Origin of the sequence: Domibacillus robiginosus (assembly GCF_000966195.1) — a bacterium.
GTDB lineage: Bacteria > Bacillota > Bacilli > Bacillales > Domibacillaceae > Domibacillus > Domibacillus robiginosus.
In genome coordinates this window covers 55,701-80,956 of record NZ_LAHL01000011.1, presented here as the reverse complement: position 1 = coordinate 80,956, position 25,256 = coordinate 55,701, and the positions used below count along the sequence as shown (strand labels likewise).

Here is a 25,256-nt window from a genome sequence, read left to right as displayed (position 1 = left end):
CCTGTAATAAATGGATTATCTAAAACTGTTTTTTTGATTCGTTTTTTGCAACTGAATGGCCATGATACGATACTTTTAGAAGAAGGCTTTTTCATACATCAAGCGCTTTTTCCCGTTTTGAGAGAGTTCAAACCTGTCTTGAAAAGTTTACAAAAATGTTAGAGTTATCACTTTTGATTTCCTTTTTTTGAGGTAATATAAAAGTATAAGGGGGAATGACTTATGCTGAAATATAAGCACATCTTAGTAGCGGTAGACGGGTCAAAAGAAGCGGAATGGGCGTTTAAAAAATCCGTTCAAATTGCAAAACGAAATGGCGCTTCGCTCAACTTAGTACATGTCATTGATACCCGCTCATTCGCCGCAATTGAAGCGTATGACCGTTCGATTGCCGATCGCGCAACAAAATACGGTAATGAGCTTTTAAATGATTATAAAAAGGAAGCAGCAGCGGCTGGGGTTACAAACGTAAACGTGTTTGTAGAATATGGTTCTCCAAAATCCGTTATTCCAAAAGACGTTGCTAAGCATGTCGAAGCCGATTTAATTATATGTGGTGCTACTGGCCTGAACGCCATGGAACGCTTTTTAATCGGAAGCGTTTCTGAGCATATTACAAGAGCGGCCGGCTGTGATGTATTAATCGTCCGTACAGATGATATCGATGAATAAACAAAAAAACCGCCACTTCTTTGGCGGTTTTTTTTGCGCTGCTGGTGAGCAGACGCCTTGCGCTTTTCTTCTGCTCCAGCTTCAGGCGCCATCAGCACGAGGTCATAAGTCAGTCCTTGCTGGAGGCAAAGAACGCCTCCAGCAGTGCCCGCCCTATGCTGTTCGCTGATGAACGGGCGCCTTGCGCTTTTCTTATTTAAGCAGTTCTTTCGCCGCTTGAATTTGGTTTTCCACTTGATCGAATCCAGTGCCGCCAAGAGACTTCCTTCTCTTAACTGCTTCATAGGGAGACAGAACACCATAAATATCTTCTTCAATTACATTAGAGGCTTCTTTCAGCTCTTCCATTGAAAGGTCAAGCAGGAAGCATCCTTTTTGAATACATGTAAATACGAGTTTCCCTGTAATTTCATGGGCTTCACGGAACGGGATACCTTTTGCAGCCAGATAGTCGGCAAGCTCCGTTGCATTAGAGAAATCGTTTTGCACGGCGTCTTTCATGCGGCCTTCATTTACCGTCATTGTATCGACCATGCCAGCGAAAATTTTTAAAGAACCGAGAACGGTGTGAACGGTGTCGAACATGCCCTCTTTGTCCTCCTGCATATCTTTGTTATACGCAAGCGGCAATCCTTTTAAAATAGTCAGCAGGCTGAACAGGTTACCGTAGACACGACCTGTTTTGCCGCGGATCAATTCGGCCATATCCGGATTTTTCTTTTGCGGCATAATGCTTGAGCCTGTTGAGAACGTATCGTCCATCTCGACAAAGCGAAACTCCTGGCTTGACCACAAAATAATCTCTTCCGCAAAGCGGGATAAGTGCATCATTAAAATGGACGATGCGCTTAAAAACTCAAGAATGAAATCCCGGTCGCTTACCGCATCCATGCTGTTTTGGTAGACGCCGGCGAATCCAAGCAGTTCTGCCGAACGCTCACGGTCGATCGGAAATGTTGTTCCCGCAAGTGCCCCCGCCCCGAGCGGTGATACATCGATCCGTTTAAGCGCTTCGGTGAACCGTTCTTTGTCACGCTGAAGCATCCAAAAATATGTCATTAAATGATGGCCGAATGAAATCGGCTGCGCCCGCTGCAAATGTGTATAGCCTGGCGCAATCGTTTCTTTGTGCTTGTCGGCTTTCTCCACTAAAACCGACTGGAACTGGCTGATTAATCCGATAATGTTTTTGACCTGCTTCTTCAGGTACAAATGCATGTCTGTAGCGACCTGGTCATTCCGGCTTCTTCCGGTATGAAGCTTTCCGCCAACAGGACCAATCGAATCAATCAATGCTTTTTCCAGGTTTAAATGGATATCCTCAAGCGAAACCGAAAACTCGATTTCCCCAGCTTCGGCTTTCTTCTTTAAAGCCTCAAGCCCAGACTTGATTTGATCCATTTCTTCATTTGTTAAAATACCTGTTTCACCAAGCATGGTCACGTGGGCGATGCTGCCTTCGATATCTTCGAAAACGAGCTCCTGGTCAAATGAGATGGACGCTCCGAATTCGTCTACCCACTCTTCCGCTGATTTTTGAAATCTTCCGCCCCATAACTTTTTCGTCATGATTACTTAAGCCCCTTCTCTTTATGAACCCGTGAGCTCACAACTGTTGGAAGGCCGTACAAGTTGATAAAACCAACCGCTGACGCATGGTCAAATGCATCGTCTTTCGAGTATGTTGCCAGGCTTTCGTCATACAATGAATACGGTGATTTTCTTCCTTCTACAATTGCATGGCCTTTAAAAAGTTTCACACGCACTGTGCCTGTTACATATTTCTGCGTATCTTTTAAGAAAGCTACAAGTGATTCGCGGATCGGATTGAACCAAAGGCCATCATAAATAATTTCTGTTAAACGTTTTTCGATAACCGGCTTAAAATGAGCCAATTCTTTTACAAGCGTAATGTCTTCAAGCTCTTTATGTGCCGTGATTAATGTCGTTGCACCTGGAGTCTCGTATACTTCACGTGATTTAATACCGATCAAGCGGTTTTCAATATGGTCAATACGGCCGATGCCGTGCTTGCCAGCTACTTCATTTAAGTGAAGAATCAATTCAGCAAGTTCCATTTTCTCGCCGTTTACAGCTGTTGGAACCCCTTGCTCGAACTCGATTTCAATAATATCCGGTGTGTCCGGTGTATCTTCTAAATGTGCTGTTAAGTCATAAGCGTCCAGCGGCGGTGCTGCCCACGGATCTTCCAGAGCACCACACTCATTGGCGCGTCCCCACAGGTTTTGGTCAATTGAGAACGGGCTTTCTTTACCGATTGGAACCGGAACGTTGTGCTGCTTCGCATATTCGATTTCTTCTTCACGTGACCAGGCCCAGTCACGAACAGGTGCCAGTACTTCAAGGTCTGGATTAAGAGCGCGGATCGCCACTTCAAAACGAACCTGGTCGTTTCCTTTTCCTGTGCATCCGTGCGCAACAGCTGTTGCATTTTCTTTTTCTGCGATTTCAACCAGCTTTTTTGAAATAAGCGGACGAGAAAGTGCAGATACAACTGGATACTTGTTTTCATACCATGTATGCCCCTGTAAAGCAACAAGCGCAAAATCTTCCGCGAATTCTTTTTTCGCATCGATCATGTAGCTTTCTACTGCACCTACCTGCAGGGCTTTGTTTTTAATGAATTCAAGGTCTTTTCCTTCACCGACATCCAGGCAAACCGCTACGACATCGTATCCTTTTTCTTTTAGCCACGGAATCGCAACAGATGTATCAAGACCACCCGAATATGCCAGAACTACTTTCTTACCCATCTATATTTCCTCCTCATTTTCCCGAACAACAGTATAATTATTCAACAAATCTTATTTTTATTCTTATATTATGTATAAAGAATATCACGTTCTAGTGGGCCTTTCAAGTACTTTTCTAAAAAAAAATACATTTTTTTGTGTATTTATGTAAAAATCCTGCATATTCAGCTCTTTTGCTATTTTATCTTTTTTCTTTTACTATAGAAGAAAATGGGCAAAAGCAGGTGACCAAATGTTCCAGTATGATAAACGCCTGGGCGTTCCCGTTCCTATACTCCAGCACGACTGGCTTCTTTACACGATAGAGGAGCGGCAGCAGATCACGCTGGAATGGGAAACCATTCGGGGCACCATCCCTGATCGTATTCGTGAACTTGAAAAGCAGATCCATCGGAAACAATCTCAGTTGAACGAAGAAGAAAATTTTGATCAATCCTGCCGGCTTAATACAGAAATCAGCGAACTTGCTTCTGTTATTAATGATTTATGGCTTTGGTTTAGAACAACGCCAGATGTTTATGAGGAAAGAAAAATGCACACATAAAAAGAACCGGCTTTTTAGCTCCGGTTCTTTTTTTCATGCAAATAACGGTATTGATAATATCGTTCTGCTAAAAGGGCTGTTTCGTTTACAATCTGCCAGCTCGATCCGATGCCGATTCCCATAGATAAAAGCGGAATGCCGGATAGCTTCTGACGACGAAGCCCTCTGACAGCTGCAAGCTTGATCATATACTGCAGTGGTTCCCGCAGCATTGACTCATTGAATGACCAGCTGCCGTCGATGTAAAATGTCCCTTCCTCCACCTCAGTAATAAGCCGCGCCCATCCGTCTATTCTGGACTGCTTAGGGAGCATGGCTGTGTAAAGCACATGGAGAACATTTTCTCTTTCAAATGGTTTGTTAAGATCAAAGCCATAGGACATGGCTGTTGTCTCAATCACATGCAGCTGAATAACGGGCAGCGAAAGAACATCAGCCGCCATTGGCAGGAGCTTCCCCGTCCCTGTAAGGGCTCCCTGTACAACAGCCATAAAACGACTGCGGACTGTTTGCTGGCTGCTTATGTAATGAAGTTGGTCGATGGACAGACAGCGCATATGTGCCAGTGTTTGAATTTCATCATCGAAAACCCGGGCTACAGCCAGTACCCGCTCACACGCTTCGTTTTGAAGCTGTGTTTTTTGCATAAACGCATAAATACTCTGTAAGCCTTCGTCCACTTTTTCAGCGAGAAGCACTTGTGTTTCTTCTGGCAGGACGGCTGCAGCCTGGCTTGTAAAAAAATGAGCTTCACTCGCCGCTCTGTTTTGAGCAGCTGCAAGCTGCTGTTCCCATATCATTAATTCATCCCAGTAAGCCTGATCCCGTTTCGTCCACATTTTTGTCATCCCTTCTGATAATCTGCAAACCAACGATCAATTTTTTGTACAATGGAAGCTGTTGCTCTTTTATCCGTCAAAGACGGCATCGCAGCAAGCAGCACTTCCTGCGGCTTTTTGACACCAGGTGCTTTTTTGCGAATCATTAAAATGCTTTTTGCCGCCCTTTTGTTTTTAAAGAGGGTTTCCGGCAGCTGAATTACGCCTTCAATGTAAGCTTCTTCCGTTAAAAAAGCCTGCAGCTTTTTGGCTTCAGAAGACTCAAAAAGACCATTTGGAATAATAAAGAAAAGCTGGCCGCCTGGCTTTGTATGATGTAAGCTTTGCTCAATAAACAAATGATGTGCATACGAATGGCCACTGTCTGCTTTTAGCTTATAAGAGGACGCCCGCTCATCATTTGGATAGTAGCCAACAGGCAGGTCGCATACCACCACATCAACCGGATCAATCAAAAGCGGCTCCAGCGCGTCCTGATTATAAAGTGAAATAGGATGGTGGAGCAGATTGGCACCAGCATACGCCAGCTTGAGCAGTACATCATCAATATCTACTCCGTGCGCCTCCACTTTCCCGTCAAATTCATTTAAAACAGTTGTGACCAGGTTTCCTGTTCCGATCGTTGGATCAAGCAGAGTAAAAGAAGCTGTTTTTCCCATACTTTTTCTTAGTAAATAAGCGATAAACAATCCAATTGAATCCGGTGTCATCTGATGGTTGGGCTGTACATGCTCTTTCATCCCTTTTAAAATAGCAAGCTGAAACGATTTACGAATCGCTTCTTTTGAATAGCGGTCAAGCTGCGCGCTGCTGTATAGCTTTTGCAGACGTTTTTCATCCATTTCGTTTAACTCTTCCTGCACCACATATCCGTGAAAAAGGTTTTCTGCCGTCTCACCCAGCGCTTCTAAATATGGAATCGACAAAAGATGGCTTAAAAGCACGGCAGACTGATCAAGTGTCCCATACAATTTTTCTACTGTTAGCTCCTGTGTCATAAAAAATCCTCACTTTCGTTTCGAAAAAAACAGCCGGCTCCGACATAATGTCAAAGCCGGCTGCAAACCGAACCTTTACTGAATTAGTTTGCTGCTTTTGCTGCTTCAATCGCTGCGACGTAATCCGGATGATCCGTTCCTTCTCCCACATACTCCACGTATGTAACCTTGTCGTTTGAATCAATAACGAAAACAGAACGTGCCAGAAGGCGAAGCTCTTTTATGCCAACACCGTATGCTTTTGCAAATGAAAAGTCACGGTGATCCGATAAAGTTTTCACATTTTCAAGGCCAGCTGCCGCGCACCAGCGTTTTTGAGCAAATGGAAGGTCAGCTGAAATGGTTAATACTTCAACATTATCTACTTTCGCTGCTTCTTCATTAAAACGGCGTGTCTGCGCATCGCATACACCAGTATCAATCGAAGGCACTACGCTGATTAAGCGTACTTTGCCTGCTGTATCAGCAAGCGTAACCGGGGATAAGTCATTTGCCAGAACTGTGAAGTCCGGTGCTTGATCTCCTACTTTTACTTCATCGCCAATCAATGTTACTGGGTTGCCTTTAAATGTTACGTTTGCCATCTATAATTCCCTCCAAATTCAGCATTATACATACATCATACTGAATCCGCTTATACCATTGCAATGAAAAAGAGTTAAACGACGGCTTTTTTCTTTTGAATACCTTTTAATTGAGCAAATGTAAACACAATCAGCGCGCTCCAGATAAAAGCAAACGATAGCAATTGGGACGAGGTAAAAGGCTCATGATACAAAAACACACCGAGCAGCAGTGTCATCGTAGGAGCGATGTATTGCAAAAAACCGATTAAATAAAGAGGAATCTTCTGGGCACCGTGCCCAAATAAAAGAAGCGGCACAGCCGTTAATACGCCCCCTCCCATAAGAAGCAGGTCCGTTTGCACACTGCCGGAAAACAACTGAAGTGCTCCATTTGACGACAAAAAAAGCAAGTATATAATAGCGAGCGGTGTGACAACAGCCGTTTCAATCGTTAAGCCCACTGCAGCATCCATGCGGATCATTTTTTTAGCCAGCCCGTAAAACGCAAACGAAACAGCAAGCGAGATGGATACCCACGGAAAAGAGCCATAAGAAAATGTCATAATAAGGACGCCGCATGCAGCCAGAACAAAAGAAAAAACTTGTGCTTTTGAAAGAGCTTCCTTTAAGACAAGAACGCCAAGCAGCACACTCATCAACGGGTTAATATAATAGCCCATGCTTGTTTCGATAATATGATCGTTATTTACTGCCCAAATAAACACAAACCAGTTGATGCTGACTAAAACAGAAGCCGCTGCTAGTGCCAATGCTTTTTTTGGCTGAACCGTGATTTCTTTTAACACCTTCCCAAGCGGCGTAAGCTTTCTCATAAATACAAGCAGCACAATCATAAATACAAATGACCAGATAACACGGTTTGCCAGTATCTCATAAGCTGACACTTCACTGATCAGCTTCCAGTAAATCGGAATCAATCCCCACATAATATAAGAGCCGGCTGTAGATAAAATGCCGGCTTTTCGTTCATCCTGCATGTTTTCACCCCATTTATTTCTATACACGAAATATATCTTAAAAAATCCCGCGCTCATTAGCGCGGACTATTATAACAATTCATCCATTTCGGATTCAATGTTTGGAAGTACGATCGTTTCAGTTGACCCAATTGCTTCCTCAATCAGTGGATCAAAATCCAAAAAGCTTTCAAAAAACTGAACTTTTTCTGTTTTCGGCTTTGTTTTTGGTGCAGCAGGTGTAAAAATCGTACAGCAATCTTCAAAGGGAAGAATTGAAATGTCATGCGTCCCGATTTTGCGGGCGATGTCCATAATTTCAAGCTTATCCGCTGCAATCAGTGGGCGAAGAACCGGTGTATTGGTTACATCGTTGATTGCTGCCATGCTTTCCATTGTCTGGCTGGCTACCTGGCCGAGGCTTTCTCCTGTCACAATGGCCAATGCGCCGGTTTGTTCACGAATGCGATCTGCAATACGCATCATAATACGCCGGGTTGACGTCATCGTATAATTTTCCGGCACCTGCTTGTGGATCGTTTCCTGAATTTTTGTAAACGGAACGATATGGAGTCGGACATTACCGCCATAGGTCGTTAATACATTCGCTAAATCAATGACTTTTTGCTTTGCCCGGTCGCTTGTGTAAGGAGGGCTGAAAAAGTGGACGGCTTCAATTTCAACGCCGCGCTTCATCATCATATAACCAGCTACAGGACTATCAAGACCGCCCGATAAAAGCAAGACAGCTTTTCCCGCAGCTCCAGCTGGCATCCCACCTGCACCCGGAATCGTTTGGGACGATAAGTAAACACCTTCCGCGCGCACTTCAACCGTTAAAATAAAGTCTGGATTGCGAACATCGACCTTCAGTTCTTTAGTTTCGCGTAATACATGTCCGCCAATTTCATGATTCAGTTCATGCGTATCAAGCGGAAATTGCTTGTCTGCACGGCGCGTATTAACTTTGAAAGAAGCCGGGTTGCCGTTCATTGTTCTTTGAACAAGCGCCAGTGCTGCTTCCTTTATTTCATCGATATTCTGTGTCGTTTTCATTACCGGGCTGAAGGACTGAATACCTGATACATGAACAAGCTTTTCTCGTACATCGTCAAAAGATGCTCCATTTAAATAAAGAAACATCCGATCCCGCTGTGCTTCTACACCAATTCGATCATCTTTTAACAAACGTTTTATATTGGTTTTCATTTTATTTGTAAATTTACTCCGGTTCCGCCCTTTTGTAGACATTTCGCCGTACCGGATTAATACGCGGTCATAATTCATGTTCGTTCATTCCTTTTTTTTGCGAGCACTGGAACGACCCGATCCAGTGCGTCGATAAATTGTTCTGCTTCCTGCATCGTGTTGCGGGTTGACAAGCTTAGACGGACCGCCGAGGAAGCAAGTTCGCTGCTAATATTCATCGCCTGGAGTATCCTGCTTGGCTTCGCCAGCTTGGAAGAGCAGGCGCTTGTTGTTGAAACAATAATGCCTTCCTGCTCAAGGGCATGTACAAGAACTTCTCCCTTTAAGCCAGGTAAAGATATATTCAAAATGTGCGGAGCAGCCTTTGAAGCGGGCGTATGAATATTCACCCATGGACGATCTTCCAGCTGGCGTCGCATCCATTTAATGATGTGCCAAACGGGCTCCATATCCGCTTCAAATGAGAGCCGGGCCGCTTTTGCCAGCGATGCAGCGCCAGCGGTATGTTCTGTGCCACTGCGAAGCCCGTTTTCCTGTCCTCCGCCTGAGAGCAATGGAAGAAGATGTATCCCTTGCTTCTTGAATAAAAAACCTGTTCCCTTTAACCCATTTAATTTGTGTCCGGACACAGACATAAGATCAATACCTGAACGGACCAGGTTAAGTGGTATTTTTCCGAATCCCTGAACAGCATCAACATGAAAAAGGATTTGCGGTTGCTTTTTCACGATTTGACCAATTTTTTCAACCGGCTGTATCGCTCCTGTTTCATTGTTCACATGCATAACAGAAACAAGAATGGTTTCATTGGTGATGGCCTGTTCAACATCTTCCGGGTTAATAATGCCATTTTCAGACGGCTTTACGTAGGTAACTTGAAACCCTTCCCTTTCAAGATCCCGGCAGGCCTCAAAAACAGATGGATGCTCAATTTGAGTAGTAATAATGTGACGTCCTCTATTCCTGTAAAATTGCGCCGTCCCTTTGATCGCCAGGTTATTCGACTCTGTTCCGCCTGACGTGAAAATAATTTCTGAAGCCGACACACCGCACAGTGAAGCTACTTGTGATCGTGCTTTTTGAAGAAACCGTTCCGCTTCCATGCCTGCATGATGAAGAGAAGAAGGATTGGCAAAAAAGCGTGTGCTTGCTTTTATAAATGTCTCGAGTACCGACTCATCGGGCATCGTTGTCGCACTATTGTCGAAATAAATCATTTGGCGCTGCTCCTCATTTTTTTTACTTATCCATGTTAGCACATCGAGACAGAAAAAGCCGCCTCTTTTTCTCGAGGCGGCCTTGCATCACAATTGCTCTTGTTTGTACTGGGCATCAAACTTTTTAAGCCCTTTAGAATCCACTCTGTCGATCGCTGTCGCACATAGCTCCAATGCTTTGCTGTAATCTGCCTGACGAAAAGCAAGTTCAGCTTCATTTAACTTTGGTCCTATAGCAGGGTGAGTACGGCGGTACCTGTTCCCAAACTGAATCATTCGTTCAGCCAGCGCCACTTGTTCAATCAGCTCATCTGTTTTGTTTGCGAGATGATCAATGGATCCGCTCGCTGCATCCAGCTGTTCCCGGACCGCTTTCATATTTAACGGCTTTTCATTTAAATGTGTATTCGTCTGTTGAATACGCACCCGCGCATCTTCACTCATTTCCCGGTAGTAGTCCGGAATGTCAGGAAGATTACTTTGTTTTACTTTTCGCATAATCTGCTGAAGCCGGCTTCTGAGCCCGTGCAGCTCCTCGGCTGCCTCTACTTCATCTTTTCGAAGTGTTTGAAGAAAAGCAGCAAAGCCCTGCTGTTCCTTTTTCATCTCGGCGATACGGGCTTGAATTTCTTTCAATTCATCATGAAGAAAAGAATAAGCCGTTTTTTCTTCTTGAATGCGCCCGTGCAAAATTTCGTATTGTTTCTCAAGATGGTAAATTTCCTCTTTCAGCCGTTTCGGTACATCAGATTCTTCTCCGCTAAGCTGATAGCTTTGCTTCACTAGATCGGTTTCTTCAAGCAGCTCCTCGTTCTGGTCACTAATTCCAGCAATGGCTGTTCCCGTTTCTCCTTCATCTTTTAAAACCTGGTGCTTGGCCATTACTTCTTTTTCAAGCAGATCATAGAAAAAGTCGATGCTGTCTCTCGCATCCGACACAATAAGCTCTGTTTCTCCCACTTCTGTTTTTAAAAGAAGATCGCGTCCCCGACTTAACTCTTCCTTTAGCGCCGCTGTTTCTTTTTCAATTTGCAAGTGGTCGAGCAGATAGCCATCCTGCTTCATTTCTTTATAACCGTGTTCAATTTCAGACACTTGAGCCGGAAGTGTCTGATTCACTTCTGTCATCAACACAGGGATACGAGCCATTTTATGCTCCATCACATCCATTTCTGCTTGAATGTCCATTAACAGCTCCCGTGCTTCAAGATAGTTTCCATCTTCGGTTAAATCAGCAAACTTTTCAAAACGACCCGCGAGGATATCAAGCTGTAATTCAAGAACATTCGCTGCTTTGCCAAAAGTATGACGGTGTGCAAGAAGCCTTTTTTTGGCTTCTCGCTGGCGCGTATGCATGTCTTCACCTTCAGATCGATTTTTTTCCTCACTGCCGACTAATTGTTCAAGCTCCGACAAAATATTATTTACTTTTTTTTCAATTTGATGAAGGCGGCTTTGAATCTCATTATTTGTTTTTTGGGCAGCACCAAACCGAAATTTATCCGTCTGCTCTTCAGAAAGAAAAAGTTTTTCATCTACGGCAGGAATATCAACTGTCACGACTTCATCCCACTCGGTGCGCCATCTATCAAACAGGGACTCTGTCTGCCCCGTCATATTCAGTCTTTTTACTTTAGCCAGCTCTTCATGAACTGGACGATGAAGCAGTTCGGTTTTTTTCATATCCAGCTGATCAATTTCAGCCCTATTTTTTTTCTTTCTTATCATTGCATAAATAAGGAAAACAAGTAAGACAACGATCGCTCCAATGACAAATCCCACCATAATAAGCCCCCTCATAACCACAAATAAATAGTATGTATAGAAAGAAAACGCCTCATTGCGTCCTTTCAGCTAATTGCGTATAATTTCACTATCTTTAATAATAGCACGATTGTTCACATTTTTAATGGGAACTTACGTTTTTTTAAACTAGTTTTCGCAAAAAAATGTCAAAATAATGGCTTTTCAAAAGAAAAAGGAGTTTTTCGTATGCTTAGAGACGGTCACATTCATACGCAGTACTGCCCGCACGGCTCTACAGATTCATTCGATCAATACATTGAACGTGCGCTGGGGCTTGGTTTTTCAGAGATCACCTTTACAGAACACGCACCGTTGCCCGAGGGCTTTATGGACCCTGCGCCCAGCCGGGACAGCTCAATGCGAAAAAGCGACCTTGAACTTTACTTAAGGGACGTTGAATATGTAAAAAAACAGTATGCCTCTTCTTTGACCATATACACGGGTCTTGAAGTTGATTTTATTCCAGGTTTTGAAAAAGAAACTACTCAATTCCTGACAGAGTATGGTCCTCATTTAGATGATGCGATTTTATCTGTTCACTTTCTTCCCTTAAATGGTCAATTTGTTTGCATTGATTTTAGTGAAGAAGAATTTGAAAGAATCGTAAAAGAAGCTGGGTCAATTGAATTTGTGCATCAGTTGTACTATGATACCGTATTGAAGTCCGTGCAGGCAAATCTCGGCCCATGTAAACCGACTCGAATTGGGCATATTACGCTCGCCCGTAAATTTCAGCGCATGTTTCCGTGTACAAAGTCTTTCGAGCCGGAGATTAACCGTGTGCTCCAGGAAATGAAAAAAGCCGGTTATTCACTCGATTACAACGGCGCCGGTTTTGTTAAGCCCCTTTGCCGCGAAACGTATCCACCTCTTGATATTGCCCGTGCCGCTTATTCGCTCGGTATTCCGCTCGTTTACGGGTCAGATGCTCACGCGGCTGCCGGCATTGGTCAGGGTCTAGAGCAAATTGACCGTACTATTATAATAGAAGGAAGTGTTTAAACATGTTTCAAACCGCCGCTTACTCTGGAACGAAACCAGAACAATATTCACTTGCAAACAAGCAGTTAGAAGCTCTGCTGACAGGAGAAACAAATACGATTGCCAATTTAGCCAATGCGTCGGCTCTTCTTGGCCAATTCCTTTCCCGGATTAACTGGGTTGGGTTTTACGTATTGGATGAAAACAAAACCGGACTTGTGCTTGGTCCTTTCCAGGGACTTCCCGCCTGTGTCCGCATTCCATTTAGCAAAGGTGTATGCGGAACAGCTGCTGCAGAGCGAAAAACTCTTCGTATCGAGGATGTACATGCATTTCCGGGACATATCGCCTGTGACGCTGCATCCCGGTCTGAAATTGTCGTTCCTTTAATCAAAGATGGTGAACTGCTGGGTGTGCTCGATATTGACAGTCCGGAAACAAACCGTTTTGACGAAGAGGATGAAAAAGGACTCGTTCAGTTCGCCGAAACACTCGTCCGCTTTTTATAAGAAAAGGTTGACACTATAGTAGGCACGTTATATACTATTCTTTGTGTAAAATAAATGCAGCCTATGTGTTCGCTGTTTGGATGTCATTTTGTTTCTTTATCAGGTATCAATCTGGAAAAGGGGCATCGTGTAACCCGTTGCTGCAGGGCGATGGTGCATGAAAACAAAATGTGCTGACAGTTATTCACACCGGTTTTTATTTTACAACAAAATAAAAACACAGAAGGAGGAGTCATTCAATGGCTCGTTACACAGGTCCAAGCTGGAAATTATCCCGCCGTCTAGGCATTTCTCTTAGCGGTACAGGTAAAGAAATCGAAAAACGCCCTTACGCTCCAGGTCCACACGGCCCGAACCAGCGTAAAAAGATGTCTGAATACGGACAACAACTTCAAGAAAAACAAAAACTTCGTCACATGTACGGCGTGACTGAGCGTCAATTCCGTAACTTGTTTGACCGCGCTGGTAAACTAAAAGGCGTATACGGCGAAAACTTCATGATTCTTCTTGAATCACGTCTTGATAACCTTGTATACCGTTTAGGTCTTGCCCGCACTCGTCGTCAAGCTCGTCAGCTTGTTAACCACGGCCACATCCTTGTTGATGGAAAACGTCTTGATATTCCATCATACCAAGTGAAAATCGGCCAAACAATCGGCGTTCGCGAAAAATCAAGCAACTTCTCAATCATCAAAGAAGCAGTTGAAGTAAACAACTTCGTACCTGACTACTTGACGTTTGATGCTGATAAACTTGAAGGTACGTTCACTCGTCTTCCAGAGCGTTCTGAACTTCCAGCAGAAATCAACGAAGCGCTTATCGTAGAGTTCTACTCTCGTTAATTTTATCGCTTTATGGATTTACGCAAAACACCAGCTGTTATGTACATAACAGCTGGTGTTTTTTTATGCTCAATAAATAGATTTATACCGTGTCTTCATACAAAGGAAACTGAATTGTTACTGTTGTCCCTTTTTCTTTTACGCTTTGAAAGCGGATTGTTCCTTTGTATTTTTTTACGATATTAAAGCAAATCATTAAGCCGAGGCCGGTTCCTTTGCTTTTTAATGAATAAAAAGGAGTGCCCAGTGATTGAATTTCTGTTTCTGACATGCCCTTTCCATAATCGATAACGCTAATTTCTACGTTTTTTTTCACCCGTTTTGCCCGAACAAGTACAGAATCGCCGTCTTCAGACGCTTCTATCGCGTTTTTAATGAGATTAATGCATAATTGCTTGAATTCCATTTGATTGGCCGCAATTAAGCACTCTTCCTCCACTTCTAACTTAATCTGATTTGCATGCAGCAGGCCATATGAATGAAGCAGGCCTGTTACACTGTAGAGACTTTCTTTTACCTTTATTTTTTCCATATTCACTTCTTTGCTTGGCGCAGAAAGCGTTAAAAATTGAGAAATCACTTTCTCTGCCGTATTGAGCTCATCTATCATTAAAGCAAAGTGCTTTTTTGTTTCTTCATTGTATGAGGAGTCTTGTTCATATAGCTGTAAAAATCCTTTCACAACCGTTAGCGGATTTCTTATTTCATGTGCAACTGCAGCTGCTAATTGTCCGGCTGTTTTGATTCGCTCTGACTGTTGAATATGTTCATAGTCATCCTGCTGTCTTTTAATCCGTAAATAGGTAACATAATAAAGAACAAATAAAATGAGCTGACTCCCTAAAAAGTTGATGATGTTCCCTATTACATCCTGACTTGTTAAAAAGAATAGCTCACTCTGTCTATTGAACATGATATAACCAAATACACTTGTGATAAACAAGCTATTTAAAATGAGCGTGAAGTAAAAAAGTACGGAATCAAAGAAGAAGATAGAAACTGCTGGAATTAAACAAATATATATGAACGTAGACCATGTATCTGGATATAAAAAGAAAATGGTATAGAAATAAGCACTGGCTGTTATAAGGGTTACAGCCTTCATTATACGACTTTTAAAAATTGGATATAAGACCAGGCAAAAAGAAAAACTAGCTAAAAAAAAGGCATGCAAAATAAAGGTTGAATCCATTACAGCAACATGCGGGTTTCCCCAAAAAAGCCCTGTGATCATGGCAGCTATAGCCGTTCCTATCCCTATATAATACTTTTTTTTCAATTTAAAGTTTGTTTTCTTCACTTTTTCGTTACTCCCTGCCTTGTAATAGATTACTATTATTTTTTCCATTGAACGAAATGCGGCTTTTTTTCACTGCCTTTCAGCTTACCATAAACAGGCATTATTTTTTAGCATCAAATTGAAAAAACCGCCACTTTTATGCGGCGGTTTTCTTTTATTCCTGTACATTTTACCTGCTTATTACTGATTGTATTGAATTAAAAAGTATTTCTTTTTCCCCCGCCGAATGACAGTGAAGCGGCCGTCCATTTTGTCTGCTTCTGATAAAACGTAAGCCGTATCCGTCATTTTTTCACCATTGATCGATACAGCACCATTTTGTACATCTTCACGCGCCTGGCGTTTTGATGGAGAAATTTTAGCGTCGACAAGCAAGTCAACAATGTTTGAGAGCTCGCCTTCTGCCGTGTAGCTTGGAACATCTTTAAGCCCCTGCTCGATTTCATCAGCAGATAGTGACTTAATGTCACCGCTGAAAAGCGCTTTTGTAATATTGATCGCTTGAGCCAGTGCTTCCTCTCCATGAATGAGGCGTGTCATTTCTTCTGCAAGCGCTTTTTGTGCTTTACGAAGATGCGCCTCTTCTTTCATCGACGCTTCAAGGGCTTCAATTTCTTCTTTTGAAAGGAATGTGAAAATTTTCAAGTAGCGGATTGTATCAGCGTCCGCTGTGTTAATCCAAAACTGGTAAAACTCGTAAGGAGATGTTTTCTCAGGATCAAGCCAGACTGCTCCGCTTTCCGTTTTCCCAAATTTTGTTCCGTCTGATTTCGTTACAAGCGGGATCGTAAAGCCAAAAGCCTGCTCGCCTTCCGGGTTTAGTTTACGAATCATTTCAAGGCCGGTTGTAATATTGCCCCATTGATCACTGCCTCCAATTTGCATGCGGCAGCCATGGTTTTTATGAAGATAGTAGAAATCCATCGCCTGTAAAATCGTGTAAGCAAATTCTGTAAATGAAATACCGCTCTCAAGCCGCGACGATACAGTGTCCTTGGCGAGCATATAGTTAACACCAATATTTTTTCCAAAGTCGCGCAGAAACGTCACCACATCCATAGACCCGATCCAGTCGTAGTTATTGACAAGAACGGCACCATTATCGCCTTCAACGGAAAAGATTCTTTCCAGCTGAGCACGAAGGCCTTCTACATTTTTCTGTACTTGCTCCATCGTCTGTAGTGTGCGCTCTTCTTTTTTACCGCTCGGATCACCGATTGTTCCTGTTGCCCCGCCCACCAATACAATTGGCTTATGACCGTGCTGCTGAAAACGGCGCAATGTTAAAAATGGCAGCAAATGACCAATATGCATGCTGTCTGCCGTCGGATCGACACCGCAGTACAAAGCAATTTTTTCCTCTTGCAGCATTTTTTCAATGCCTTCTTCGTCTGTCTGCTGGTAGACGATGCCCCGCCATTTTAAGTCTTCTAACAATTCCACATTATCCTCTCCTTTTTCAACAAAAAAACGCCCCTGCAATCAATGCAGGGACGCTGTTTACGCGCGGTACCACCCAGGCTTGAGAAATCATTCTCCACTCTATACCGGTAACGACGGCAGACGTCAGCCGCTACTTGTTGTTCACGGCGAAAGCTCCGGGAGGTAATTCATCTCACTGTTTGTGCTTTCTTCCACCAGCCGAAAGCTCTCTTTGTAACAGGGACAGCAGACTACTTGTTCCGTTCATCGCTTTGTTTATTGAATATAACAAACATTGTAGCCTGCACCACTTTGTTTGTCAAACGGAAATTGTTCTTTGTTACATGATCTCGAGCTTCACTAAAAAAGCTGCTCCACATTTCGGAGCAGCCGTTCAAACTTGTTAGTCTTCCATCGTCGATAAATCACCCGTCGGCAGATCAAGCTCCCATGCTTTCAAGACGCGGCGCATAATTTTGCCGGAGCGTGTTTTTGGAAGCTTGTCACGGAACTCGATTTCGCGTGGAGCAGCATGAGCAGCAAGGCCCGTTTTCACGAATTGGCGGATTTCTTCTTTTAAGTCGTCTGATTGCTCATATCCGTCACGAAGTGCAATAAACGCTTTAATCACTTCTCCCCGGACTGGATCTGGTTTTCCAATCACGCCTGCTTCAGCGATAGCAGGATGTTCGACAAGCTTGCTTTCTACTTCAAATGGGCCAACGCGCTCTCCTGCGGTCATAATCACATCATCGACACGGCCCTGGAACCAAAAATAGCCGTCTTCATCCATGTATGCTGAATCTCCGGATACATACCAGTCACCCGGCATAAAATAAGATTCATATTTGGCTTCGTTGTTCCAAATCGCTGCCATCATAGACGGCCACCCTTTTTTGATTGCCAGGTTGCCCATTCGGTTTGGCGGCAGCTCATTGCCCTGATCATCTACAATCGCTGCTTTCACGCCTGGAATTGGTTTTCCCATTGAGCCCGGACGAATATCCATTGCCGGATAGTTGCAAATCACTTGAGCGCCTGTTTCTGTCATCCACCATGTATCGTGAATGCGAAGGTCAAAGACTTTTTTCCCCCAGCGTACCACCTCTGGATTTAATGGCTCTCCAACGCTTAAAATGTGGCGCAAGGACGACAAGTCAAACTTTTTCACCACTTCATCGCCAGCGCCCATCAACATCCGGAAAGCGGTTGGCGCACTGTACCAGACGCTTACTTTATACTCTTCAATCGTTCCATACCATGCTTCTGGACTGAAGCGTCCCCCAACAATGACGTTTGTAGAGCCGGTCAGCCATGGACCGAAAATGCCATAAGCTGTACCTGTTACCCAGCCGGGATCCGCTGTGCACCAATATACGTCATCCTCCTGCAGGTCAAGCACCCACTTGGCTGTTTGATATTGCTGAATCATTGCATTATGTACGTGCAAAACCCCTTTAGGTTTTCCAGTTGAACCGGATGTATAATGAAGCAGCATTCCATCCTGGCGGTCTACCCATTCAATCTCAAACTGATCTGATGCTTCCTGCCATTTCTGCATGAAATCAATTTGCTTTTCATTTTCTTCTACGCTATCAGATACGATAAATACTTTTTCCAGCTTTGGTAGCTCGTTCACTGGAATACGGCTGGCCAGCTCCGGTGTCGTAATAATCATCCGTGCCTCACTGTCTTCAAGACGGTCGCGTACCGCTCCTTCCATAAACGCTTCAAACAACGGGCCCACTATGGCTCCTGCTTTAATCGCCCCCAATGCTGCAAAATAAAGCTCTGGTGAACGCGGCATAAAAATAAACACACGATCCCCTTTTTGAAGGTCCCCATACTGTTTTAATACATTGGCTGCTTTGTTGGTGTTCGCCTTCATCTCCGCGAAGGTGTATTGCTCATTACGGCTGGCATCCCGGTAATAAAGCGCCACTTTCTCCCTTTTTTCAGATTCGGCATGACGGTCGATCGCTTCATATGCGGCGTTTACTTTGCCCGTTTGAGACCAGGAAAAAGCTTTTTCTGCTTCTGTCCAATCAAAGGAAGTATACGTCTCATCGTAATTCGCTAAGTTATAATTCCCCTTCACAGCTGATAGCGCTTCCAATTTCATAAACCGATTCCCCCTTATGTATGATGAATGCACTTTTATTATATAATACATCCAGATTTTTCACAATTTATACAAAATTAAATTTATGAAGATTGTAAGGATTCTTTGAATTTTTAGTGAAACCGCTTTATTTATTGTTTAATTATGTATATGGTTAGGATAGAAGATTTATGAAGGCGGTGACCTAATGGAACATATGAAAACCTATTATTCAAAAGAATTACAAACACCCAGCGGGACACTGGTTGTCGAAGGACCCATCGAGCCTGAACAGCTCGCACAATACAAGTTCCACGAAGGTCTGGTTGCATTTCGGCAGCCTGACCAGCAGCTCGAAGCAGTTATTGAGATTGCCGGTCTTCCAGAGGGACGAATTATTATCGCAAGAAATGACCAGACAATCGTTGGATATGTAACCTTTTTGTATCCGGACCCTCTTGAGCGATGGTCAGAAGCGAAACTTGATAATTTAATTGAGCTTGGTGCCATTGAAGTAGCGCCTGATTACCGGGGGGCACAGGTCGGTCAAACGATGCTGCGGGTTGCCATGATGGATGATCAAATGGAAGAATACATTACGATTACAACAGAATACTACTGGCACTGGGATTTAAAAGGAACCGGTTTAAACGTGTGGGAATACCGTAAGATTATGGAAAAAATGATGAGCGCCGGTGGCCTTGTCTGGTACGCAACGGATGATCCTGAAATTAGCTCTCATCCTGCTAATTGCTTAATGGTTCGAATCGGTTCAAGAGTCGATCAGGAGTCTATACAAAAATTTGATCAAATTCGCTTTATGAACCGCTTTATGTATTAAGAAAGGAGGCTTATTAATGGTTCTAGAAGAAATTATGAAAGTCGATATACATACACTTACCCCTGATGATACGATTGCGGCTGCCCTTCAGCTTTGCCGCGATCATAAAATCCGCCATATCCCTATTTTGGACAAGGCCCATACACTAGTTGGGCTGGTGACCGATCGGGACATAAAGGATGCGACTCCTTCTATTTTAAAACAGGAAAATGGCTCTGAGCAGTTAAACAAGCCGCTCAGCCTTATTATGAAGACAAATGTTATTACCGGCCATCCACTTGATTTTGTTGAAGATGCCGCTGCAATATTTTACGAACATAATATCAGCTGTTTGCCTGTTGTTCACAATGGTGTTGTCATCGGGCTGGTAACAGAAACGGATGTTCTTCACACCTTTGTAGAGCTGACAGGTGTAAATCAGCCGGGCTCACGTATTGAAATCCGTGTTGAAAACAAAGCAGGTGTGTTATACGAAATTTTGCATGTGCTGCATCATCGACGAGTGAATGTGCAAAGTGTTCTGGTTTATCCGGACCGCATCGCGCAAACACATAAAGTCATTGTTTTGCGCATTCGAACAATGAATCCTGTCGGCATCATCGATGATTTGAAAAAAGAAGGTCATGAAGTGCTGTGGCCAAACATGCCGGGTATTCGTCCATGAAACACGATGCCGTTTTTATTTATTCTGATCAATTACTACGGTACCGTTTTTCAGAACAGCATCCTTTTAACCAGTTTCGTCTTACGTTAACCATTGATTTACTTCATCAGCTGCATGCATTAGATAACAGCCAGATCATCGAACCCCGTATGGCTGACGATGGAGAATTAACACTTATTCACGACCTTGAGTATGTAGAAGCGGTAAAAAAAGCAGGCCGCGGTGAATTGTCTGAATCAATTGGCGAAGGGTTTGGCCTTGGTACAGAAGATACGCCTATGTTTAAGGATATGCACGAAGCAAGTGCTTTTCTTGTCGGTGGTACGCTGACCGCAGCTGACCAGGTGATGACCGGCCAGGCGAATCACGCCTTTCATCCAGGCGGCGGCCTTCACCATGGGTTTCGCGGAAAAGCATCCGGCTTTTGCATTTATAATGACAGTGCTGTTGCGATCAAATATTTGCAGGAAAAATACAAGGCACGTGTGTTGTATGTGGATACGGATGCCCATCATGGTGATGGTGTTCAGTGGTCTTTTTACGATGATCCTGACGTAGCAACCTATTCTATTCATGAAACGGGTCGCTACCTTTTCCCCGGTACAGGCAATGTAACCGAACGGGGACACGGCCAAGGGTATGGGTATTCTTTTAATGTTCCGCTCGATGCATTTACAGAAGATGAGTCCTGGCTTGCTTCTTATGAAACGACACTCCGTGAAGTAGCGCATTTTTTTAAGCCGGACGTGATTTTAACGCAAAACGGAGCGGATGCCCATTATTATGACCCGTTAACGCACTTGTCTGCTACAATCAACATTTACAAACATATCCCGGCGCTTGCTCATGAGCTCGCCCACGAATATTGTGATGGCCGCTGGATTGCCGTTGGCGGAGGCGGCTATGATATATGGCGTGTTGTTCCCCGTGCCTGGTCTCTCCTGTGGCTTGAGATGAGTGGACAGCAGCACCTGGCAGCCACATTTCCAGGGGGCTGGACAGCAAAGTGGCAGCCAAAAGCGCCGCATCCTCTTCCCTCTTCCTGGACTGACCCGCCTGATATGTATCCTGCTATTCCACGGAAAAGTGAAATTGCAGAAAAGAACAAGCTGACCGTTGATAAGCTTCTTTATCCACTTCGTGATCAAAAAAAATAATCGAATGTGCACAGTTTTTGCCCAACTGTGCACATTCGATTTTTATTGCTTTACTTTATCCTTTTGTAGAGCCGCGTTTTTCAACCCGGTGCGGCAGGACAACAACTGGATTTTCTACTTCTTCTTTGTTCATCAGCTTTGTCAACAAACGCATCGCAACTGCGCCAATATCATATAATGGCTGCGCAACTGCTGTTAGCTGAGGACGGACCATTAGGGACAGCTTTGTAGAATCAAAGCTGATGACTTCAAGATCGTCTGGAATCGATAAACCTGCTTCCTGTGCCGCATGAACGACGCCAAGGGCCATCTCATCATTGTAAACGAATACAGCGGTTGGCTTCTCACCTGCTTCGCTTAACTTTTCCCATGCCTCAATACCAGAATCATATGTGTAATCACCTTCTACAACCAGTGATTCATCATAAAGGCCAGCGCCCGCTAACACTTCTTTATAAACTGCAAGCGCATATTCCGTACTGATCACATCATGAAACGGGCTGGCTACATAGGCAATACGCTTATGACCGCCGTCAATCAAGGACTGCACGACTTCCCGGGCTGCTTCTTTGTAATCAATATTAACAGAAGCTGTTTTTCCAGACGATTCAACAGAACCAGCCAAAACAACTGGAACCGGCGAGCGGTCAAATTCTTTTACATGCTCTTCTGTAATGTGATTGCCCATAAAAATTAGGCCGTCTACTTGTTTGCCAAGCATCGTTTGAATTAAATGCATTTCTTTTTCTTCATTTTGATCAGAGTTGCTTAAAATGATGTTGTATTTGTACATCGTCGCAATATCTTCAATTCCGCGTGCAAGCTCTGCATAGAAAATATTTGAAATGTCAGGAATAATTAATCCGACAGTTGTTGTTTTTTTGCTCGCCAGCCCGCGTGCAACCGCATTTGGACGATAGCCTAAACGCTCGATTACATCGTTTACTTTCTTTCTTGTGGCTGGTTTCACATTCGGGTTTCCATTTACTACGCGCGATACGGTTGCCATCGACACGTTTGCCTCTCTTGCCACATCATAAATCGTAATATTCATTTAGTAATTGCTCCTTTTCATTTCTTTCTCTCTATATTAACGAAAAAAGGCTCCTGTGCAAACACAGGAGCCTTAATTTTATGCTTTTACTGCTACAGATTTTAAAATCTCATCATAAAATTCATCAAATTGTTGCAAATTCATTTGTTGAGCTGCATCGGAAAGCGCAACAGCCGGGTCTGGATGCACCTCTGCCATAATTCCGTCTGCACCAATCGCAATGCCTGCTTTTGCAGCTGGAAGAAGGAGATCGCGACGTCCAGTTGAGTGCGTAACGTCAACAAAAACAGGAAGATGTGTTTCTTGTTTTAAGATTGGCACAGCTGTGATATCAAGCGTGTTTCGAGTGGCCCGCTCATAAGTACGAATTCCTCGCTCACAAAGAATGACTTGATCGTTTCCTTGCGCCAGAATATATTCTGCTGCATTAATAAATTCATCAATCGTAGCTGCTAAACCGCGTTTTAAGAGAACCGGCTTTTTCACAGATCCCGCTGCTTTTAAAAGCTCAAAATTTTGCATATTGCGGGCACCGATTTGAATCACATCGATATACTCGCACGCTGCTTCAATATCAGCTGGATTAACAATTTCACTGACAACAGCAAGATCAAACTCATCAGCTACACGTTTTAGAATTTTCAATCCTTCTAACCCAAGACCCTGGAAGTCATAAGGTGAGGTACGAGGTTTGTAGGCGCCGCCGCGGATCATTTTCAACCCTTTTCCCTTGATCGATTTAGCTACCTCTGCTACCTGCTCGTACGACTCAACCGCACAGGGACCAAAAACAAATGTAACATTTCCATCGCCTACTTTATGGCCACGAACCGTTACTACTGTATCCTCCTGCTTTTTCTTCCGGGAAACGAGCAGCGCTTTGCGGTGATCATCCTCCTGGAGTTCAAGGCCTGCTTTAAAAATTTCTTTAAAAATATGTTCAATGGTGGAGCGTTCAAAAGGACCATCGTTTTTATCTAGTAAATTATTAAGCATAGAGCGTTCACGAACCGGATCATAACGGTTAACGCCTTGCTTTTCTTTGACGCGTCCAATTTCTTGGACTAGCTCTGCCCGCTCGTTAATTAACTTCAGCAATTGGACATTCATATCGTCTACCTTGCTTCTTAATTGCTCCAGTTCTTGGTTGCTCACATGTCTCATCCTTCCAAAAATAGATAATCAAAATATTTCTTCAATTTAACATAAACCGCTGCATGTTTAAGGAACTATTCCATCATTATAAATCAAATGTTTAGAAAAGTCACGACAATTTCGCTTTAATACCAAAACGCTTTTAAGTGTTAAAGCACCTTGTTCATAAAAAAGAGGTTAAGAAGAAATTTGTTTTTTAATAGTGTATATAGCATGTTTCTTTTTTAGCTTACCTGAAGAAAGCCTCCCCCCTTTGAAAAACAGAGATGTTGAAAGGGTTTTCTGTTCTTTCCAGCAAAGAAAGGAAAGCACACTGAATTTCACTCGCTCCTTTTCCTCCCCACAAAGACGGAGCCCCGCGAATGCGCCTATTCTATGCTTTGGCTAAGAACGGTCACTAAACATGTAGATTTCGAGGATAATGTAACTGGACAATATCATATTTCAATAGAATGGAAAAAAACCAGACAAAATGTCTGGTTTATGTCTGGTTTTTTTATTGTGCTACAGAAGCAAGCTGATCTTTGGTAATCTTCCAATGTGATTCGTTCCATTCAGGCTTACCGTTTTTAAAATAAATCACCTGGGGAGATTCATGCCGGATGTCTGTTACTTGAGCGATATGATTAGACAATTCTCTTGCTTCTTGAACGGCCAAATAAACGCCCTGTTGACCAAAAGCTGGATCTTTTACAAACGCTTCATAAGCATCATAAGCCGCTGCACTTACTGGGCAGGTTGTGCTGTGCTTTAATAAAAAGAAAGGTTCGTTTCTTTCTAACAGCTCTTCAAACTCAGCGATGTACATAATCTTTTGCATATGGATAAATCCTCCTCAAAATGAAAAGCCGGAACCAGTCCGGCTTTTTCTTACTTGTTGGTAAACTTTTTGTTGTTATTGTTGTTATTATTTTTATTGTTGTTATTGCTATTGTTATTACTGTTATTATTAAAACCGCCGTTTTTCTTTTTTTCATTAATTCCTTTGTCAGCTGGATCAACCCATCCAGCGGATGTAGCATTTGTCGAAGATGTGCTAGAAGGCGTCGACGCTGGTGTATTACTGCTTATTTGATTTGAATTGTTTTTTGCTTTTTCTGCTTCATCAAAAGCCTTTTTTGTTTCATCAAGCTTTGTTTTTGCTGTATCAGCTGTTGTACCTACTTTATCCTTTACGGCATCCGCTACCGTATCTACAACCGATTTTGCCTCTTCTTTTTTCTCATCAAGATTTACTGAATCTGCAGATCCAGAGCCATCAGATGATTTCATGGATTTTACCTTATCCATTAAAGCAGAAGATTTTTCCTGCACAGCACTTGTTAAAGTAGACGTTTTATCTTTTGCTGTATCTGTTAACCCCGTAGCCCGTTCTTTTAAGGAACCGGCCTGAGAATTTAAATTACTACGCAGCTCTGTACCTGATTTAGGTGCCAGCATCAAAGCTGCAGCAGCGCCTACCACTGCGCCGAAAATTGCTCCTGTAACAAAGTCTTTTGTATTCATTGATTCTTCATAGTCATAACGGTCTGTACTCAAATCAAAGCTGTCGTATTGAGGCTGAGATTGAGTTGGATATTGAGGGGAATTGATTCCGTTCTTTTTAATATTAAACTGATCATATGTGT

At 43.3% G+C, this 25,256-nt stretch carries 24 protein-coding genes and 1 other annotated feature; of the genes, 8 read left to right on the top strand and 16 right to left on the bottom strand.

Translation table 11 applies throughout. The annotated features are described in order from the left end of the window. Positions 1-222: 222 nt before the first annotated feature. A complete protein-coding gene (locus VP97_RS07525; RefSeq protein WP_050181127.1) occupies positions 223-672 on the top strand; it encodes a universal stress protein in 450 nt (149 codons plus the stop codon). 192 nt (positions 673-864) lie between these two features. Here the strand turns inward: VP97_RS07525 and argH are convergent, their stop codons facing one another. Both argH and VP97_RS07515 read right to left on the bottom strand, forming a co-directional pair. After that, entirely contained in the window at positions 865-2,241 is a 1,377-nt protein-coding gene (gene argH, locus VP97_RS07520; RefSeq protein ID WP_050181126.1) for an argininosuccinate lyase, read from the bottom strand. A gap of 2 nt (positions 2,242-2,243) precedes the next feature. Beyond that, positions 2,244-3,446 carry an argininosuccinate synthase gene (locus tag VP97_RS07515; protein WP_050181125.1) on the bottom strand — a complete coding sequence of 401 codons (1,203 nt, stop codon included), beginning with the start codon at positions 3,444-3,446 and terminating at the stop codon, positions 2,244-2,246. Between the two features lie 232 nt (positions 3,447-3,678). Between VP97_RS07515 and VP97_RS07510 the strand changes: the two genes are divergently transcribed. Next, a complete protein-coding gene (locus tag VP97_RS07510) occupies positions 3,679-3,990 on the top strand; it encodes a hypothetical protein (protein WP_050181124.1) in 312 nt (103 codons plus the stop codon). Positions 3,991-4,004: 14 nt separating this feature from the next. On the opposite strand, the gene VP97_RS07505 is transcribed toward VP97_RS07510, so the two are convergent. From VP97_RS07505 to ezrA, 7 genes are all read right to left on the bottom strand, one after another. Next, the gene (locus VP97_RS07505; protein WP_050181123.1) at positions 4,005-4,829 is read right to left on the bottom strand and encodes an EcsC family protein; all 825 of its coding nucleotides are present in this window, start codon (positions 4,827-4,829) and stop codon (positions 4,005-4,007) included. Positions 4,830-4,834: 5 nt separating this feature from the next. After that, the gene (locus VP97_RS07500) at positions 4,835-5,827 is read right to left on the bottom strand and encodes a class I SAM-dependent methyltransferase (protein ID WP_050181122.1); all 993 of its coding nucleotides are present in this window, start codon (positions 5,825-5,827) and stop codon (positions 4,835-4,837) included. Positions 5,828-5,910: 83 nt separating this feature from the next. After that, positions 5,911-6,411 carry a thiol peroxidase gene (tpx, locus tag VP97_RS07495; RefSeq protein WP_050181121.1) on the bottom strand — a complete coding sequence of 167 codons (501 nt, stop codon included), beginning with the start codon at positions 6,409-6,411 and terminating at the stop codon, positions 5,911-5,913. A gap of 74 nt (positions 6,412-6,485) precedes the next feature. Beyond that, complete coding sequence (gene rarD / locus VP97_RS07490; protein ID WP_050181120.1) at positions 6,486-7,391, bottom strand: EamA family transporter RarD; 906 nt, start codon at positions 7,389-7,391, stop codon at positions 6,486-6,488. Positions 7,392-7,460: 69 nt separating this feature from the next. After that, positions 7,461-8,657 (bottom strand): tRNA uracil 4-sulfurtransferase ThiI, encoded by a 1,197-nt coding sequence (gene thiI / locus VP97_RS07485; RefSeq protein WP_050181119.1) that lies wholly within the window; start codon positions 8,655-8,657, stop codon positions 7,461-7,463. Continuing rightward, positions 8,654-9,796 carry a cysteine desulfurase family protein gene (locus VP97_RS07480; RefSeq protein WP_050181118.1) on the bottom strand — a complete coding sequence of 381 codons (1,143 nt, stop codon included), beginning with the start codon at positions 9,794-9,796 and terminating at the stop codon, positions 8,654-8,656. Before VP97_RS07480 ends, thiI begins: the two co-directional genes overlap by 4 nt. 87 nt (positions 9,797-9,883) lie before the next feature. Further along, a complete protein-coding gene (gene ezrA / locus VP97_RS07475; RefSeq protein ID WP_050181117.1) occupies positions 9,884-11,581 on the bottom strand; it encodes a septation ring formation regulator EzrA in 1,698 nt (565 codons plus the stop codon). 207 nt (positions 11,582-11,788) lie between these two features. On the opposite strand from ezrA, the gene hisJ reads away from it, so the two are divergent. From hisJ to rpsD, 3 genes are all read left to right on the top strand, one after another. After that, positions 11,789-12,604, top strand: a complete 816-nt coding sequence (gene hisJ, locus VP97_RS07470; protein WP_050181116.1) for a histidinol-phosphatase HisJ — start codon at positions 11,789-11,791, stop codon at positions 12,602-12,604. A gap of 2 nt (positions 12,605-12,606) precedes the next feature. After that, positions 12,607-13,092 (top strand): GAF domain-containing protein, encoded by a 486-nt coding sequence (locus tag VP97_RS07465; protein ID WP_050181115.1) that lies wholly within the window; start codon positions 12,607-12,609, stop codon positions 13,090-13,092. A gap of 239 nt (positions 13,093-13,331) precedes the next feature. Then, positions 13,332-13,934 carry a 30S ribosomal protein S4 gene (rpsD, locus tag VP97_RS07460; RefSeq protein WP_050181114.1) on the top strand — a complete coding sequence of 201 codons (603 nt, stop codon included), beginning with the start codon at positions 13,332-13,334 and terminating at the stop codon, positions 13,932-13,934. A gap of 82 nt (positions 13,935-14,016) precedes the next feature. On the opposite strand, the gene VP97_RS07455 is transcribed toward rpsD, so the two are convergent. From VP97_RS07455 to acsA, 3 genes are all read right to left on the bottom strand, one after another. Beyond that, positions 14,017-15,234: a sensor histidine kinase gene (locus VP97_RS07455; protein ID WP_050181113.1), complete on the bottom strand. Its 1,218-nt coding sequence runs from the start codon at positions 15,232-15,234 to the stop codon at positions 14,017-14,019. A 180-nt stretch (positions 15,235-15,414) separates the two neighbouring features. Continuing rightward, positions 15,415-16,677, bottom strand: a complete 1,263-nt coding sequence (tyrS, locus tag VP97_RS07450; RefSeq protein WP_050181112.1) for a tyrosine--tRNA ligase — start codon at positions 16,675-16,677, stop codon at positions 15,415-15,417. A gap of 43 nt (positions 16,678-16,720) precedes the next feature. Then, positions 16,721-16,933: a binding site (T-box leader), on the bottom strand. A 126-nt stretch (positions 16,934-17,059) separates the two neighbouring features. Next, positions 17,060-18,778 carry an acetate--CoA ligase gene (gene acsA / locus VP97_RS07445; RefSeq protein WP_050181111.1) on the bottom strand — a complete coding sequence of 573 codons (1,719 nt, stop codon included), beginning with the start codon at positions 18,776-18,778 and terminating at the stop codon, positions 17,060-17,062. Between the two features lie 187 nt (positions 18,779-18,965). Here acsA and VP97_RS07440 point away from each other — a divergent pair, with 187 nt between their 5' ends. From VP97_RS07440 to VP97_RS07430, 3 genes are read left to right on the top strand one after another with little or no spacing between them, the layout of a single operon-like run. Continuing rightward, a complete protein-coding gene (locus VP97_RS07440) occupies positions 18,966-19,598 on the top strand; it encodes a GNAT family N-acetyltransferase (protein ID WP_050181110.1) in 633 nt (210 codons plus the stop codon). Between the two features lie 16 nt (positions 19,599-19,614). Continuing rightward, positions 19,615-20,262 (top strand): acetoin utilization AcuB family protein, encoded by a 648-nt coding sequence (locus VP97_RS07435; RefSeq protein WP_050181109.1) that lies wholly within the window; start codon positions 19,615-19,617, stop codon positions 20,260-20,262. Beyond that, complete coding sequence (locus VP97_RS07430; protein ID WP_050181108.1) at positions 20,259-21,419, top strand: acetoin utilization protein AcuC; 1,161 nt, start codon at positions 20,259-20,261, stop codon at positions 21,417-21,419. Before VP97_RS07435 ends, VP97_RS07430 begins: the two co-directional genes overlap by 4 nt. Before the next feature lie 55 nt (positions 21,420-21,474). Here the strand turns inward: VP97_RS07430 and ccpA are convergent, their stop codons facing one another. The 4 genes from ccpA to VP97_RS07410 form a co-directional block, all read right to left on the bottom strand. Further along, positions 21,475-22,473, bottom strand: coding sequence for a catabolite control protein A (gene ccpA / locus VP97_RS07425; RefSeq protein ID WP_050181107.1), 999 nt, complete (start codon positions 22,471-22,473; stop codon positions 21,475-21,477). 78 nt (positions 22,474-22,551) lie between these two features. Continuing rightward, entirely contained in the window at positions 22,552-23,628 is a 1,077-nt protein-coding gene (locus VP97_RS07420) for a bifunctional 3-deoxy-7-phosphoheptulonate synthase/chorismate mutase (RefSeq protein WP_050181106.1), read from the bottom strand. 496 nt (positions 23,629-24,124) lie between these two features. Next, a complete protein-coding gene (gene ytxJ, locus VP97_RS07415; protein WP_050181105.1) occupies positions 24,125-24,448 on the bottom strand; it encodes a bacillithiol system redox-active protein YtxJ in 324 nt (107 codons plus the stop codon). Between the two features lie 50 nt (positions 24,449-24,498). Beyond that, positions 24,499-25,134: a YtxH domain-containing protein gene (locus VP97_RS07410; RefSeq protein WP_172656745.1), complete on the bottom strand. Its 636-nt coding sequence runs from the start codon at positions 25,132-25,134 to the stop codon at positions 24,499-24,501. Positions 25,135-25,256: the final 122 nt, after the last annotated feature.

What these genes read in the sequence shown, in the direction of transcription:
- VP97_RS07525 (WP_050181127.1), top strand. Translation starts at nt 223, where the DNA reads ATGCTGAAATATAAGCACATCTTAGTAGCGGTAGACGGGTCAAAAGAA.
- argH (WP_050181126.1), bottom strand. Translation starts at nt 2,241, where the DNA reads ATGACGAAAAAGTTATGGGGCGGAAGATTTCAAAAATCAGCGGAAGAG.
- VP97_RS07515 (WP_050181125.1), bottom strand. Translation starts at nt 3,446, where the DNA reads ATGGGTAAGAAAGTAGTTCTGGCATATTCGGGTGGTCTTGATACATCT.
- VP97_RS07510 (WP_050181124.1), top strand. Translation starts at nt 3,679, where the DNA reads ATGTTCCAGTATGATAAACGCCTGGGCGTTCCCGTTCCTATACTCCAG.
- VP97_RS07505 (WP_050181123.1), bottom strand. Translation starts at nt 4,829, where the DNA reads ATGTGGACGAAACGGGATCAGGCTTACTGGGATGAATTAATGATATGG.
- VP97_RS07500 (WP_050181122.1), bottom strand. Translation starts at nt 5,827, where the DNA reads ATGACACAGGAGCTAACAGTAGAAAAATTGTATGGGACACTTGATCAG.
- tpx (WP_050181121.1), bottom strand. Translation starts at nt 6,411, where the DNA reads ATGGCAAACGTAACATTTAAAGGCAACCCAGTAACATTGATTGGCGAT.
- rarD (WP_050181120.1), bottom strand. Translation starts at nt 7,391, where the DNA reads ATGCAGGATGAACGAAAAGCCGGCATTTTATCTACAGCCGGCTCTTAT.
- thiI (WP_050181119.1), bottom strand. Translation starts at nt 8,657, where the DNA reads ATGAATTATGACCGCGTATTAATCCGGTACGGCGAAATGTCTACAAAA.
- VP97_RS07480 (WP_050181118.1), bottom strand. Translation starts at nt 9,796, where the DNA reads ATGATTTATTTCGACAATAGTGCGACAACGATGCCCGATGAGTCGGTA.
- ezrA (WP_050181117.1), bottom strand. Translation starts at nt 11,581, where the DNA reads ATGGTGGGATTTGTCATTGGAGCGATCGTTGTCTTACTTGTTTTCCTT.
- hisJ (WP_050181116.1), top strand. Translation starts at nt 11,789, where the DNA reads ATGCTTAGAGACGGTCACATTCATACGCAGTACTGCCCGCACGGCTCT.
- VP97_RS07465 (WP_050181115.1), top strand. Translation starts at nt 12,607, where the DNA reads ATGTTTCAAACCGCCGCTTACTCTGGAACGAAACCAGAACAATATTCA.
- rpsD (WP_050181114.1), top strand. Translation starts at nt 13,332, where the DNA reads ATGGCTCGTTACACAGGTCCAAGCTGGAAATTATCCCGCCGTCTAGGC.
- acsA (WP_050181111.1), bottom strand. Translation starts at nt 18,778, where the DNA reads ATGAAATTGGAAGCGCTATCAGCTGTGAAGGGGAATTATAACTTAGCG.
- VP97_RS07440 (WP_050181110.1), top strand. Translation starts at nt 18,966, where the DNA reads ATGGAACATATGAAAACCTATTATTCAAAAGAATTACAAACACCCAGC.
- VP97_RS07435 (WP_050181109.1), top strand. Translation starts at nt 19,615, where the DNA reads ATGGTTCTAGAAGAAATTATGAAAGTCGATATACATACACTTACCCCT.
- VP97_RS07430 (WP_050181108.1), top strand. Translation starts at nt 20,259, where the DNA reads ATGAAACACGATGCCGTTTTTATTTATTCTGATCAATTACTACGGTAC.
- ccpA (WP_050181107.1), bottom strand. Translation starts at nt 22,473, where the DNA reads ATGAATATTACGATTTATGATGTGGCAAGAGAGGCAAACGTGTCGATG.
- ytxJ (WP_050181105.1), bottom strand. Translation starts at nt 24,448, where the DNA reads ATGCAAAAGATTATGTACATCGCTGAGTTTGAAGAGCTGTTAGAAAGA.
- VP97_RS07410 (WP_172656745.1), bottom strand. Translation starts at nt 25,134, where the DNA reads ATGAATACAAAAGACTTTGTTACAGGAGCAATTTTCGGCGCAGTGGTA.